Raw genomic sequence first — 15,183 nt, 5'->3', positions numbered from 1 at the left:
GTCAACCCCACCCACAACAACGTCGGCTGTAGATATAAAATCACAGACTGACAAAGGTTTTGTAAGTTTCTTCAACAGTATGGGAATAAGACCTACAGCAGTTTGCGATCGTTGTGGGGAGACAACGTGACGCAGCAAATATGCATAGGGCTATATTTCTGGATGTTTGCAGTTCGTTACAGCTAACTAGACAGTCTTTGGTCAAGCTGTTCGTAACCGTTCAATATCCTTCATGGGAGGCGCACCAAACATCCGAGAATATTCGCGGCTAAACTGTGAGGTGCTTTCATACCCCACCTGATAGGCAGTATGAGTCGCATCGGCATTCTCGGCAAGCATCAGGTGACGCGCTTTCAATAGTCTTAAGTGCTTTTGATATTGCAGCGGACTCATGGAGGTGACTTTCTTGAAATGGCGATGGAACGAGGAAGGAGACATATTGGCTTGAAGAGCTAGATCCTCAACCCGCAGCGGCTTTGTAAAATCAGCCTTGATGAGCTTTATCACCTCAGCTATGCGCTGCATGTTACTGCCAGATGTCGCAATCTGGCGAACCGCTTCCCCTTGTTCGCCGACGAGAAGACGGTAGTAGATTTCGCGGACGATCGTGGGTGCTAGGAATGGAATATCTTGCGGTGTGTCCAAAAGCCGTGTCAGCCTGATAGCACAATCAATCAACGATGGATCGGCATCGCTGATGAACCAGCCTCTAACCGAATTTTCTTTCTTACCCATACCTGGGTTAGTTTGAGCAATGATGTCACAGAGTTGAACGGGGTCTAAATCTAGCTTAAATCCTAGATACGGCTTCGCGGGTGTCGCCTCGATCGCACATCCACACAGCGGCAAATCCACCGAGACTACTAGATATTGAGCCACGCTATACCAATAGGTTTCTTCATTCAGCAACACTTCTTTTTTACCTTGAACGACAATGCCGAGAATCGGTTCGGTGACCCCCTGCATTGTGGCTGAAGTATCAGATTCCCGCATGAATTCTAACTGACTAATTGCTGTTGCATGAACACCCTTCCCCTTACCGTCAGTGTGCCGAGTCACTAATGCTGCCAGTTCTTCACACTTGCTGATTGCCGCCTTGTAGTTCAGTGTCTCAATCACCATGCTCAATTCCTGACTGATACCATCCTCATGCGCCCATTATAGAGAATATTTCTCCCTTGCTAACGCCTGACTTGAGAGGATTAGGCAATCATCTGCGAGGTTTATGTATTTAGGGAAAAGCTTTTCAGCCTTATGATTAACCCATACTGAAAGACAAGGCTGAAAGGATGAGGCAATGAAAAAAGACAAGGCAAAAATTGCTTTAGTCACGGGATCGGGCGTGATTGTTAATAACTCGTCAATGGGTGCCCCCTGCCTCTTCATTGAAGCCTCTAGAAGCATGTTTCTCTAAGTCAAATCAACCTCAACAGCAAGGAAAGTTATCATGTTAAATGTAGAAAACAAAGTCATTGTTATCACTGGAGCCAGTAGTGGCATTGGTGAAGCCACCGCGAAGTTACTTGCTCAAAACGGTGCAAATGTAGTTCTGGGGGCACGGCGTACAGAAAAGCTAGAAGCGATTGTCAAAGATATCCGCGAGCAGGGAAACATTGCAGAATTCAAAGCAGTGGATGTCACTGATCGCGAGGATGTGAAAGAATTCATCCACTTTGCATTAGACAAATTTGGTCGCGTCGATGTCATCTTCAACAATGCAGGCGTGATGCCCTTGTCCCCAATGAATGCCCTGAAAGTTGAGGAGTGGGACACCATGATTGATGTAAATATCCGTGGCGTATTGAACGGCATTGCAGCTGGTTTACCGATCATGGAAGCACAAGGCGGCGGACAGTTTATCAATACTGCGTCGATCGCTGCTCACATGGTAGGGCCAACCAGTGCAGTCTATTCCGCGACAAAATACGCTGTTTGGGCAATATCTGAAGGGCTGCGTCAGGAATCAAAAAACATTCGGGTAACCATCATATCCCCCGGTGTCGTTGAGACCGAACTCGGCTCTGATATCACGGATGATGCAGCGTCAGGCTTCTTGAAAGAACTCCGCAAAACTGCCCTCACCCCTCAGGCGATCGCCCGATCTGTCTTATTTGCTGTGTCTCAACCAGATGATGTCGATGTCAACGAAGTCATTGTCCGCCCGACAGCCAGCGCCTTCTAGGCATCGAACAACATCACTCCTCCATCCCCTCTTTGCGTCATGAGCTTGATTGACACAGACAAGACACTTTTACCGACTTGAAAAAAAACCTATGAGCCTTACTGCCTACCGCACTCTCGGACACTCCGGCTTGATCGTCAGCCCGCTCACCCTCGGCACCATGACCTTCGGTACCCCGCGATGGGGTGCGCCTGACGAGGTTTCTGAGTCCATCTTCCATGCCTATCTCGATGCTGGCGGCAACTTCATCGACACCGCCGACGTGTATGCCAAGGGTCGTAGTGAGGAACTGCTCGGCGGCTATATTGCCGATCGCAGCCTGCGCGACCAATTGGTGCTAGCAACCAAGTTCAGCTTTCACGGCGGCGAACCGGGCAACGCGAATGCGGGCGGCAACGGACGCAAGAATATGCATCGGGCGCTTGAAGGTTCGCTGCGCCGCCTCCGCACCGACTATGTTGACCTCTACTGGATGCACGCCTGGGACATGGTAACGCCCGTTGAAGAAGTACTACAGTCGCTCGGCGACCTGGTGCGCGTCGGCAAGATCCGCTACTTCGGCTTCTCAAATGTGCCAGCCTGGTACACTGCCAAGGCAGCCGCGATCGCCACAGCGCATAACATTCCCGGGCCCATCGCCATGCAACTGGCGTATTCGCTTGTTGAGCGCAGCATTGAGCGCGAACATCTGCCTGCCGCCCGTGAATGCGGTCTCGGCGTCTGTCCCTGGAGTCCGCTTGCTGCCGGTTTCCTCACTGGCAAGTACCAGCGCGAGGAGGCGGGGGCGAGGGGTCAAGGACGGCTGATTGGCCCCAATCCTTTCGGGAACCAGCTGTTCACCGATCGTAACTGGCGCGTCCTCGATACCCTGCGAACGGTGGCAGCCCAAGTCGATCGCCCTCTGGCGCAGGTTGCCCTTGCCTGGGTTTCAACGCAGTCCGGTATTACCTCGCCGATTTTGGGTGCCAGCAAGCTCGATCAACTGCACGACAACCTGGCATCACTAGACATCCGCCTCACCCCGGAACAGATGCGGACGCTGGACGAGAGTAGTGCCCTTGACCCCAGTTTCCCCTATGGCATCTTCACAAGCGAGGTGAATCGTAGCATTTTCGGCGGCGCGATCGTCCAAGGCTGGAGATAGCTACTTCGGCGTTACGTCCTAATACAAACTCGTAGGGCTATAGTTGTAAAAAATACTAAAACCACAATTTGGACAGTGCAAACCTGGATGTATCCAAGCTTCTTGAGCTATTTTTTCTGCTCCCTCAAACTTGGCATTTTGAGCAAAGGTTATGATTTCTTCTTTAATTGTTATACCGGGAATTACCCGGAATAATAGATTGCTACACTTAGAGCAGCGTTCCCGCTTTTTGTAACTAATGCCGTATTTATCTAAAATTTTGCATAGGTGTTCTAGAGGGTAAAATTTCAAACGCAGATAATCTAGACGCTTGATATTTGGAAATAGTTGAGGTGCATATTTATCAAACCAAGTTTGCCAATCAGAAATGGAAATATCACCTTCTACAAATGATTTCAAATAATTAATATGTTCAAAAAAGGGTATTTCTGACATTGATTTTTATGACTGTAATTTGATTCGGTGCGTTACGCTGTTCCTAACGCAGCCTATGTTGCTAGAGTTGTGCCAAAATTTCCTCCCACTCAGATTGCAAGAGTGGTTTCAACTCTATTTGCATATCAAAACAATCACTAGCTGCGGCAACTAAAGCTGGAATAATCTTTTCCACACTCAGACTTTGAGACAGTTGTACAGTCGTAAAAAACTCTGCACCAAATACTCGATCGAACAGTTCAGCGTCGGGTTGCAAACGGATGGAACCATGTTGTAAAATTGCCCCGCTACGTCGCAATTGAGCGCTACCAATGAGTTTGACTCCATCTGGCAAAACTAAATCTGCACTAGTTGCTGTGCCAAAACAGTTAGGGTTGTGGATGTAACCTCGCCCTTCTGTACCGTAATGTAATTCTACGCCGAGCGATCGCCACCCTTGAATCAAAAACTCACAAATTTTTTCGTACACCTGGAGGCGACTACCCATCAGTCCAGATGTGACTACAGCGTAAGTTAAATCACCTTGATGTAGCACAGCTCGCCCACCGGTAGGACGCCGCACTAAATCTAGTTTTTGCCCTTGCCAAGTTAAATGTTGCCAATATTCAGGATATTGGCGTTGATGATAGCCGAGAGAAATGGCAGGTGGCGACCAGGTATAAAAGCGCAGAGTTGGCGGATGTCCCAACTGGTGCTGTTCTAGCAACCAGCGGTCAATCGCCATTTGCACATTGCCATCTGCCTCTAGCAAAGGAATTAGTCGCCACACTTTAGAATTCAAGAGTTGGGAATTAGGAGTTGGGAGTTAGAAGTTAGGAGTTATGAATTAAAAAGTTTACATAACTCAGCACTTATAACTCCTAACTGAAGCGAAACGATTAGTCAAGTTGCACCAAATTCAGTTTGTAAAGCTTCATCGTTATTATCAGCGATCGTTGCTACAATGGTAATGAGCCGAGACACTTCGCCAGGAGATAACTCCGCTAAAGTGCGTGTTGAGATCACAACAACTTGGTTTTCAATAATACCAAAACGCGCTTCAAAAGTACTAGAGCAGTTTAACTCCAAAAGATACCGCATCAATTTAGGTTCATCTTTGGCAGGTAAATTTAGCACCGTAGACCAAACCGTTATGGTGTCTTCATCGGTTGTCCCGTTGAGTTGGACAAATACTTCCACGCTTCCATACTTAAACTTCCAGAGATAACCACCCTCTGGAGTGCGCTTAACCATCGCACTGTCGTCTTGTTCCAAAGAGTCAATGACATTTTCAATTACCTCTAGATGGTTGATGCTTGACGTCTCGGCGATTAGCTCATTAATGGATTCGTTACTAGTTATACTTTCTTGGTAGCTTGTCATACAGATTTTTTCCTCAACATCCTTGCTGTCTTATCTACACATACTTTATAACTTGTGGACGCAGTTAGTTTGGCTTCCATTTGCCTCTACTTTCTAAATGTCCAAAGTGTGGGGGTGCGATCGCGTTTTTGGATGTCGGGTTATATGACTATCACCATATTGGGGTTAAAGAGGCGTATTACACTGCTGAAACGACATCCTCCGAAGAAACATTATCGCGTGCAGTTAGTTATACAAAGCGCGATCGCACCGCTCCCTACAAATCCCAAAACCCCAGGAGCGATCGCACTCTGATTAAATGCGATCGCTCCTGGGGACTATGGGTAGGTGTGTGGTCGGGGTGGGGGCCAGGGCTATTTCGTTCTAGACATAAACCGCCCGGAACTTTAGTTCCGGGCTAATAGCCCAAGTCCACGCTTAGTGGACTAAAAGCCTTTCTAGTCGTCTTTAGACGAATGAGTGCTATTAGCCTCAGAATTTATTCTGAGGTGGGCTAGATGAGAATGAAATAGCCCTGGGGTGGGGGCAAGTAAAGTCGGGATTAAACAGCCCTACTAATTATCTGGATTTTCAAACTGGTCTTTTGCTGATTCAAAAGCTCTTGTGGGGTCGCTTCCTATTGGAAAAAATGCGCCTCTTGTGTTTGAGTCACCTTTTTCATAAATCGAAACTGTGGATACGGGTGGGAATATTAATGGTAGTGGCGATCTAGAATAAGCTTCTCTATTTTGTTCAGCGATACCCACAGCAATTTTATATTTATCGCCAAAAAATGATTCAGCTTTTTTCTTTGTTTCTTCTAAGGCATTTGGATTATCGTCTACCACTATAGAGGAGGTCAGAATCACCACAGTTGGTTTACTTGATTTTATAACTTCAGTTTCAAAATTACCTGGATTCAGGGTTGTTATTGTGGCAGCGATCGCAGGAGATGATAAGAGCATCATTCCACTTATAAACAGTGAAACGAGGACTACCATTAATCTTTGTGCGATTTTAGTGATAATTCCCGTGATTTTTTCCGTCATATTTCTATCTATCAATTTGAAGCTTTGAGTAAGCTATCACGGTTAAAAAATTAACACAAGGACAGTTAAGACACTTAAGACAGATAAAGAAAAAGTTTATAAGTTTAGATTCTTGCAACTGTGTTTTTGACTTAGATTACTTAAAGGAATTTTTTCACCTGGGAACTGGTACTTGATTAATTACCGACGCAATTACCGCATCCATTTGTAAACCATCCAGCATTGCTTCTGGTTTCAAAATCAGGCGATGACGTAACAGTGGCGATGCAACTGCTTTGACATCATCTGGCGTGACAAAATCTCTTCCACCTAACCACGCTAATGCTTGAGATGTCTGCAACCAAGCACCGGCGGCGCGAGGCGATGCACCCAAAGTTAAATCAGGAGATTGACGCGATATTCTCACCAACGCCAACAAATAATCAACGATCGCTTCTGATACTTTTACTTCTTTGACTGCTTGTCGTGCTTGCAAAATGTCGGCTACTGTTGCGATTGGTTTCAAACGGCTAATATCCATACGCCGTGCTGCAAAACCCGCCTGACGATTAAGTAACATTTGCTTTTCAGCATCTCGATCTGGGTAATCTACCACCAGCTTAAATAAAAATCTGTCCAGCTGCGCCTCTGGTAAGGGATAAGTACCCTCAAATTCCAGGGGATTTTGGGTTGCAATCACCCAAAATAAATCTGGCAAGGGCAAACTTTCACCATCCAGCGTTACCTGCATCTCTTCCATCGCTTCCAGCAGCGCCGCTTGTGTTTTGGGAGGAGTACGATTGATTTCGTCTGCTAGCAGCACTTCAGTAAATATTGGCCCTTTTTTTAAAGTGAAATTGCGGCTATTCAAGTCAAAAATATTTGTACCAGTAATATCTGAAGGTAAAACATCTGGTGTTAGTTGAATCCGGCGAAACTCTCCTTGGATTAACTGCGCTAACACTTTTACTAAAAGAGTTTTACCAGTTCCCGGTACACCTTCCAAAATTACGTGTCCACCCGCTAGCAGTGCTACTAAAAGTTGTTGGATGAGGCTAGATTGTCCGACAATTACTTGATTAAGACCTTGACCAAGGCGAATTAAGATAGGATGAGTTTCGCTCATATTTTTTTATTGATAAATAACTAACGCATAAATATTATGCATAATTCTAAAAATTAATTACGAATTAATCTAATGTTTTGCCATTTCCCCAACCAGCTTAACAGTTCTCGTTCGCTGATGGGTTGTTTGCGAGATTGTAACTTTAAAACTGCATCTAGTTCTGCTGCACTTGCGCCTGTTTTTTCTACCCAGAAATCGATCAAGGCTTGAGGTTCTAAAAGTACTTGCCCTAATCCCAAGGCTTTTTGGAGTTGTAGTTGTTCTTGTTTACCCACCATCTCTACAACAAAGTCGGTGGTATCAGCTTTCTGCAACACTCCCGCTAAAGCTTGGATGTATGCCTCGCTGTTATCTACAACTGGTGTATCTAAAGCTACTGGCTTGCCAAAGCGGCGATTCTGCGCCCAAATTAGCACCAATAGCAGGATACTTACCTGCACTAATATTGGAAATAAAGGAGTTTTAGCAAAAAAACTAGATAAATCTCCTTCACTTTCTTTCTTCCTGACATCGGCATCTTTATAGCCGTGGATGTATTCATCGACAAATACTGTGTTACCTTTTTCGGTAACCAAATTGGCTAAATACTTGAAATTATTTAAGTAATCTTGGTAGGCGTTGGCGGCTAAATAAGGAGTGGTAGAAAAAATTACCTTTCCCTTTTTGTAATTTTTTTCCCAGACAACAGCACCAAAGCGATCGCCTAAATCAACTTGCTGAGAGTTAGCTTTCTGATATCGTCTACGTGTATCAATTTTTATATCACCTTGGGGGGATTTTTGCATAGTGCTAAACTCCGCTTCTGTAACCCGCGCTCCCGCACCCAAAATTACCAAAGTATTCCCTTTTTCTACCCATTCACGCTCTTGACTATCCAGTGTCGTCTCCCTTGGATAGCTGCTTACCTGTAAGAAGGTAACTGGCTTGTTATCTGGCTGAATGTCACTAAAAGGCTTTTGCCAGCGCTTGATAGAAATGCCCTGCTGTTGCATAAAAGCATACCAAGCACCATAGCCATCAGAGGCGCGGTTATAAGTAGAGCCAGTGCTAATTTTAGTATTATTGGGAGCCGCAAACAAACTCAGTAAAACGATCGCAGCGAGTGCGATCGCTCCCATCCAAGCAAGGCGATTTGAACGTTTCATTTTTGATCGCTATAATCACTTCGTTTCTGGATCGCTAGTGCTAATACTTACTTATTTTTCAGGTAAAGTCAAAAATATCATTAATTTTATTAAATCCTGCATTAAAACACCTGTGGTAATAAACCATACAAGTGATTTGAATTATGCACATTACAATCCTAACGATTGGCGCGTGGCGGTAGGTTTGCAAAGCGCTGGATCAAAGTATACGCGATCGCGCTACTGCACTTGGTGAAAAAATCCGCTCATAAAATGGCGTTGCAACAGCAGTGAAAATTATTGAATTGGAAGTCCTAAAAAACCCCACCCCTGAGACAGGGCGGGGTTCAATACGGTTCGGATAAGGTTTTTTGATGACACACCCTAGATGGCAAAGACGCGATAAATCGTCGTCTTTACAATAATCAGTCCTTTGTAGAGACGGCGATTTATCGCGTCTCTTGCCTTAACCGAACCATATTGAGGCGCGGTGAGTACAGTGACTAAGGCTATTTAACCGCAGATAATATCACTCAAATTGCACAAGCGATCGCCCCGATACAATAATGAAACCGACAGAATCAAGCCTAATCTGGGGCTGGCGAATTCCCTCAAGAATGGCTGCATTTAAAGCAGTTTCTATCTTCAATTCTTCAGCTAAGGCATTATCCCAACTTTGCTGGTTCAGACGCAGGCGAAATTGTTCTACTCTATTAGCTAATTTCTTTTCGGCAACCTTAGCACAACTTTGGCATAAGTCAATAAAATCGGGACGATTAGAGAGTAATTCCGCAGAAGTGTTACGTACTTGATAACAGAAATTTTGCCATTTACTAGGGTCAACAAAATCGTCAATAATTCCTAAGCGCTCTTTTGCCAGATTGTAATCTCGTCCTTGATTATTGTTTTTATCTTTATATGGACGTTGCAGAATACTTAAGAGGGCTTTATCTTCAACAACGCGTATTGGCTCCTTACGACCATCAACATAGATAGTTTCTATAATTGGCGGAAATAAAGCATCAACACGCCGCTGTAAGTTTTTGAATTGAGAATTATCTAGTTTGTTATCTAGTAAAACTTGTTTGGCAATTCTTAAATTTGCCTCGACTACATAATTGCATTGGAAACCGAACCACTCCTTCCCTTCTTTAGAGTCCCAAGATGCATCAGTGCGCCACATCGCAAAGGCTTCACCTCTGTCATCCCAGTTTATATAGTTCCAGAGTGCTTCAACAAATCCTTCACCAACTCGATAGAGTTTAATCCCAGCATTCTGGTTTGCTACCCTGCGATTATAAGTACCAAATTGGTCTAGGGAACTCTCAGCAAAACGGTTTTTTAAGTCATTTATGGGAACTAATGTCCGCGTTGAGGGTTGATAACGCCGCATCTCTGATGAATCTGGGTTATTCAGTCCTCTGAATCCCAGAGCGTCGCAAATCCAGCCTTCAATTGCTCGTTTCATTTCTAGATGACAAGCATCGTAATTATCTAGCTCTTGAAAATACTCGGTGGCAATTTCATCGCTAGCGTCAATTTCATCTAGAGCATTTTGTTCGCTAATTTTTGCTATTTCAGCTTCAATTTGCTCTTGAATTGGTGGAATCATCTCTAGCAATCCAGCAGCACTCGATTGAAACAAAACTGTTTCTAATTCTGCAAGTTTCTCATCTACATAAAATTGGAGGCTGGCAATTGATTGTTGAAAAATACCAAACCCATCTTTTAATACTTTATACCAAGCATTGTGAGGGCTATCTTCCAAATAGGGGCCAATCAAGGCACTAGATTGGATGCCAATTTTGCTGCCAATGCGGTCAAGCCTGCCAATTCTCTGCTCTAATTGATTAGGCGACCAAGGCAGGTCAAAATGAATTAACCAATCGGCAAACTGGAGATTACGCCCTTCTTCTCCAGAGCGATCGCATACTAAAATAAAGCAGTTTGGGTTATTCTTGAACCTATTTAAGCCTTCCTCAACTTTATCTGGTGGTTCTCCAAATTGATGGCTGGCTACTGTCTCTGCACCAAAGCTATCAGATAAATACCGGACGATTTCGCCACAAGTTTGCACAAAACTGGTAAATACAACAAATTTGGGCAGAATATCGCCAGTAATTGGTCTTTTAATTCTCTGCTGTATCCTGGTGATGAATTCCTTTTGATTCTTCCGAACGTTTGCGGGAATTTTGAAGTATGTACCTAACTGATTCAGCAGCAGTGTTTTCAAACTTTCCGTCCGTTGTCCGTCCTCTTGAGGTTGACGAATAATTTTTAGGAAGGATTGCAGAATCTCTTCTTCGCCTGAGAATTTGGGGGTTGTAGTTAATAGGCGAATATCATCTTCTTTAAACTCCTGGATGAGTTTAGCATGAGGCTTACCTGTTAACCGGGCGGTAATTACCTGCTCTAAAATGCCTAACCAAGTACCAGCAGCTAGGAATAACAACAGAAAAATTTGCTGATATTGCTTGTCTTGAGGAGCAACACTCCGCCATTGATTGAGCAGTTCGTGAATATCAAGCGATCGCTCGTCCAAATCATACTCTTCTTTGGGCGTAAAATTGCGGTCAAATATCACATCTTCCACCGCAGCGCGACGGTTGCGAAGCATTCGGCGGTGTAGTCGATAGATATCGCTGACGTGGACGCGAATCGCTTGGAGGATTTGCTCTTGCTCGGTAGAATTTGCTGGTAAATTTTCTAAATCATCCGCCAGCTTCAGTAAATACTCATCCTCAGCAAAGAGGTTTCGCAGTTGCTGCAAGTTGCTTTTGAGGACAGCAGGTTCCGCATCTTCTTTAAAAGAAAGCAGAACTTTACCAATTTGCTGGCGGCTTTCAACTTTGGCACGAAAACCTGCTAAATCGCCAATTTTATAGGTTGCTGGGTCGAGCAAGTGCAACATAGCCAGAAAATCTTGCTCGTGATTGAGAACAGGAGTGGCGGATAATAAAAGCAAGCGATCGCTTTTATGAGCAAGTTCTTTGCAAGTCTGAAAACGCTGGCGCACTGCCGCATCCTTAGAGGTCGCCATTGCTGCGATGTGATGGGCTTCATCTAAAATTAAGCAGCCTATCTTCGCTTTCAGGTTGATTTTATGAATATCTTCAACCGCCAGCACCGCTACCCGTTTGCCAAAATGGGAGATGTAAAACTTGTTTTCTAACTCAAGCCGCCATTGTTTGAGCAAATATTGCGGAACTAATACCACTGCATTTTTTTTCGGTTCATCGAGAAGGAATTGACGCAGAATCGCCCCCGCTTCGATGGTTTTTCCCAGTCCCACCTCGTCTGCTAGCAAGTAGCGTTGAATTGGGTCTTCCAGTACCCGCCGCACTACTTCAACTTGGTGAGGATAAAGATTGATATTTGCCGAAATCAGTCCTGTCATCCCGCGACTGACAGCGCGTTGCTTAATCAAGGATTTGACGAAAGCCAATCTTTTGTCGTGGAAGTAGGGGGTTTCGTGACCCTTCATCGCCAGAGTTTCGATGGGGTCAGTGTTTGGGAGATTACAACGAACGTAAATGTCTTCTTCAGTAGCGATCGCAGTTTTCTTATCTGGTAAATCAATTTGATACATTTCTGTATCTTCATCCCAGATGAAAACTCTGCCAACTATCCATTTATCCTGCGTTTGGGACTTAATATAGCATCTAGCTTGGGGTTCAAGCCTGACTTGAGAGAGAGAACTTAAAGGTAAAGTTTTTTGAAGACGTTGCCCTATAGAGCAGAAATACTCAACAACTGCATTGGCATCAGATATTTCCGTAACTTTTCCGATACCCAAATAGTTATTCTGGGACTGTACCAATAAACCGAGCTTAATCATAGATCCAGTCCCCTGAACACACTAAAAGAACCTTCCAGACTAGTTTGTTCATCTATATCTGGCAGTTTTGTCATCAACATTATAGATAATAAACTGGCATCACAGTTTTTGTTATGGCGATGTCTACGACGGGCTACGTCTACGCTCCACCATCGCCAACTAGTAAAATCAGTCCAAAGCTTGATGTGCGTTGTGATGTCCTAGTTTTTAAATGCATCGAGACGCATTGGTATTGCAAGATATTACCAAATTAATTCGCTACGAATTAATGAAATACTGTACTTAGGTTGATTAGGCAGGGGAAACATTTAAAATCCAATTTTGAAATTTTGGCTTTAATATAGGATTTCTACATACCCTTCTGTTCCATTCACCCGGATTCTCTGTCCGTCTTCGATCAGCTTGGTAGCATTCTCCACTCCGACAACTGCTGGTAAGCCATATTCACGTGCGATAACTGCTCCATGAGTCATCAGTCCACCAACTTCGGTGACTAGGCCTTTTATGGATACAAACAATGGTGTCCAGCTAGGGTCAGTAAAGGAGGTGACTAATATATCTCCATCTTCTAGATCGGCATCTTCCATGTTTAAGATGACACGCGCTCGTCCCTCTATAACTCCAGAGGAAACAGCCAGACCTACAATAGCTTCGGCAGGGAGATTTTCTCGTTTGTACCGACCTGCAATAATTTCACCGTCAGACGTGATAACACGTGGGGGAGTTAGTTTTTCAAATAATTTGTACTCGTCTTTTCGTTTGCTGATAATCTGGTAATCAAGTTGATTTGTGCGTACAACTGAGCGAAGTTCTTCAAAAGTGAGATAGTATATATCTTCTTTTTCATGAATAACGTTGGCTTGTGTGAGTTGTTCGGCTTCTTTGAGTAAAGCTTTCTTATAAACGAAGTAGCGATTAACTATGCCGTATTTTGGATATTCACGATAACCGATGAAATTCCGAATTAGGCGGATCATTCGTTTTGTCTCTTCGGACTTTTGTTCGCCATCCGGTAATTGCTTCAATCGCTCTAATAACTCTTGTTCTTTCTTTAAAGCTGACCGTTGCCCTTGCTCAAATTTACGCTCGCTTTCACCAGGCTCAAAATTTTTGATGTTACTGAGAATCATCGGAACAAGTGTGGTTGGGTTTTCGCTCCAACGAGTTCTCGTAAGATCGATTTCTCCAACACATCGCATTCCGTATTTGTGAAGAAAAGTAGCGATCGCGTTCTGGGCTTCCTGTCCACCCTCAAGCTTCACCAATTCACCTAGAAAGTTATCCTCTTTTACCTGTTGCAAATACTCAATGACTTCCGGGTAAAGACGAATCGCATCCGCAACATCCAATAGTGCCAGACCCATTTCCGACGTAATATTGTTGGGTGCTGATTGAGAAAGTATATCCGCTGCGTTTTTTTCGCCTAACCACTCGTTCATTTTTTCATTGATCCAGGAGGAAGCATTCATCCCAGTCATAAGCACACCAAAACTCTGTGAATCAGCGTTGGTCTTCTTTAATTGCTGGATATCTTCCAGGATAAAATCAAACAGATCCGCTCCTGATTTTGTTTGGATGGTTTGTTTTAACGCGTCGGTCGAGGTTTGACTCTGTTGAATCAAATCAGCAACAATCGCCGGATCGTAGTCGTTTAGGGTTTGAAAATCCGCAGGCGATCGACCTTTACCGCTTTTGCTGGAACTCCGATCGTCGGGTAACGATTTTATAAAATCTCCCCGCTCTAGGATGGTTGTAAGTGCGTCTTTCATGAGCGGATCGGATTTTCCCAATGTGACGTTTAATACCGTTTCTCTGCTGACAGGTGAAGCCAGCGTCGCTGTAACATCAACAAACAACCTTCCACCAGCAGTGTGCATGGGTGCATGGGTCATTAACAGGAAAAAAGACAATCCCAATGGTTTTATGGGGTCAGTCATCATTTGTTGATGACCGACAGATACATAGACGTGATTTTCGCGATCGCTCGTTTCAGGAATCGGGTATAAAGTAGTGATTGGCCGACTCTGGACAATATAAAATGTATCATCAACCAAACACCATTCGATGTCCTGGGGGCGGCCAAAATGTTCTTCGATCTTTCTGCCTATGCGCTCAAGCTGTAAAATCTGCTCATCCGTCAGCGCTTGCCTATTCTGTCTAGAAGGCTCAATCTCCTGTTCTTTCGTACCGCCATCTTTTAAGGCGTAAATAGCCAATTTCTTGGTGGATATTTTCTTATCGATAACCTTGCCGTTACACACTTTATAGATATCAGCATTCACAATGCCTCTGACCATAGCCTCACCAAGTCCGAAGCTGGCATCAATGGATAACACTTTCCTATTAGAAGTGACGGGATCGGCAGTAAACAAAATTCCTGCCACCTGCGGGAAGACCATCTTCTGAACAACCACAGACAGGTGGACTTGACGGTGGTCGAAGCCGTTTTGAAGGCGGTAAATTACTGCCCTCTCGGTAAATAGCGATGCCCAGCACTTGCTGATATGCTGATAGATTGCCTCCGTTCCGATAATGTTCAAATACGTATCCTGCTGGCCTGCAAAAGAGGCCGTTGGTAAATCCTCTGCGGTTGCGCTGGATCGTACTGCATAGGCATTTTTTTCTCCAAAACTGGAGAGGTGGCTGGCGATCTCTTCATTAATGTCTTGAGGAATGGCTATCCCTTCGATGAAAGAGCGAATCTCACCGCTAAGTTCGCCGATTTTATGCCGATCTTCCACCAATAGATGCGATAAGCGATCGAGTAATTCGTTAATCGACGACGTTTCCTCAATGATTCTTTTAAAAGCTTCAGTAGAAATACAAAAGCCATCCGGTACGCGGATTCCTTCAATCTTGGAAAGTTCCCCCAGGTTTGCGCCTTTACCCCCAACAACCTTGAGTTGTGTTTTGTCAATATCTTGAAAACAAAGCACAAATGAACTCATTAGTTTCCCTCCTTTGG

At 44.4% G+C, this 15,183-nt stretch carries 12 protein-coding genes; 3 read left to right on the top strand and 9 right to left on the bottom strand.

What is annotated here, in order from left to right:
* Positions 1-201: 201 nt before the first annotated feature.
* The gene (locus tag V7L01_RS05160; RefSeq protein WP_335032543.1) at positions 202-1,122 is read right to left on the bottom strand and encodes an AraC family transcriptional regulator; all 921 of its coding nucleotides are present in this window, start codon (positions 1,120-1,122) and stop codon (positions 202-204) included.
* 325 nt (positions 1,123-1,447) lie between these two features.
* Here V7L01_RS05160 and V7L01_RS05155 point away from each other — a divergent pair, with 325 nt between their 5' ends.
* Complete coding sequence (locus tag V7L01_RS05155) at positions 1,448-2,182, top strand: SDR family oxidoreductase (RefSeq protein WP_335032541.1); 735 nt, start codon at positions 1,448-1,450, stop codon at positions 2,180-2,182.
* Between the two features lie 91 nt (positions 2,183-2,273).
* Entirely contained in the window at positions 2,274-3,326 is a 1,053-nt protein-coding gene (locus tag V7L01_RS05150) for an aldo/keto reductase (protein ID WP_335032539.1), read from the top strand.
* An 18-nt stretch (positions 3,327-3,344) separates the two neighbouring features.
* Here the strand turns inward: V7L01_RS05150 and V7L01_RS05145 are convergent, their stop codons facing one another.
* The 3 genes from V7L01_RS05145 to V7L01_RS05135 form a co-directional block, all read right to left on the bottom strand.
* Complete coding sequence (locus tag V7L01_RS05145) at positions 3,345-3,761, bottom strand: hypothetical protein (RefSeq protein WP_335032537.1); 417 nt, start codon at positions 3,759-3,761, stop codon at positions 3,345-3,347.
* 61 nt (positions 3,762-3,822) lie between these two features.
* On the bottom strand, positions 3,823-4,485 hold the full coding sequence (locus V7L01_RS05140; RefSeq protein WP_335033162.1) for a lipoate--protein ligase family protein: 663 nt from the start codon (positions 4,483-4,485) through the stop codon (positions 3,823-3,825).
* A 158-nt stretch (positions 4,486-4,643) separates the two neighbouring features.
* Positions 4,644-5,123 carry a YbjN domain-containing protein gene (locus V7L01_RS05135; protein WP_335032535.1) on the bottom strand — a complete coding sequence of 160 codons (480 nt, stop codon included), beginning with the start codon at positions 5,121-5,123 and terminating at the stop codon, positions 4,644-4,646.
* Positions 5,124-5,203: 80 nt separating this feature from the next.
* Between V7L01_RS05135 and V7L01_RS05130 the strand changes: the two genes are divergently transcribed.
* Positions 5,204-5,524: a hypothetical protein gene (locus V7L01_RS05130; RefSeq protein WP_335032533.1), complete on the top strand. Its 321-nt coding sequence runs from the start codon at positions 5,204-5,206 to the stop codon at positions 5,522-5,524.
* 153 nt (positions 5,525-5,677) lie between these two features.
* Here V7L01_RS05130 and V7L01_RS05125 read toward each other — a convergent pair whose 3' ends face one another.
* The 5 genes from V7L01_RS05125 to ppsA form a co-directional block, all read right to left on the bottom strand.
* Entirely contained in the window at positions 5,678-6,151 is a 474-nt protein-coding gene (locus tag V7L01_RS05125; protein ID WP_335032531.1) for a hypothetical protein, read from the bottom strand.
* 154 nt (positions 6,152-6,305) lie between these two features.
* Positions 6,306-7,256 (bottom strand): AAA family ATPase, encoded by a 951-nt coding sequence (locus V7L01_RS05120; protein ID WP_335032529.1) that lies wholly within the window; start codon positions 7,254-7,256, stop codon positions 6,306-6,308.
* A 53-nt stretch (positions 7,257-7,309) separates the two neighbouring features.
* Positions 7,310-8,401: a DUF4350 domain-containing protein gene (locus V7L01_RS05115; RefSeq protein ID WP_335032527.1), complete on the bottom strand. Its 1,092-nt coding sequence runs from the start codon at positions 8,399-8,401 to the stop codon at positions 7,310-7,312.
* 508 nt (positions 8,402-8,909) lie between these two features.
* Entirely contained in the window at positions 8,910-12,218 is a 3,309-nt protein-coding gene (gene dpdE / locus V7L01_RS05110) for a protein DpdE (protein ID WP_335032525.1), read from the bottom strand.
* 335 nt (positions 12,219-12,553) lie between these two features.
* Positions 12,554-15,166, bottom strand: a complete 2,613-nt coding sequence (gene ppsA / locus V7L01_RS05105; RefSeq protein WP_335032523.1) for a phosphoenolpyruvate synthase — start codon at positions 15,164-15,166, stop codon at positions 12,554-12,556.
* Positions 15,167-15,183: the final 17 nt, after the last annotated feature.

The sequence above is a fragment of the Nostoc sp. genome, assembly GCF_036917095.1.
GTDB lineage: Bacteria > Cyanobacteriota > Cyanobacteriia > Cyanobacteriales > Nostocaceae > Nostoc.
This window is presented reverse-complemented; position numbering and strand designations above follow the sequence as displayed.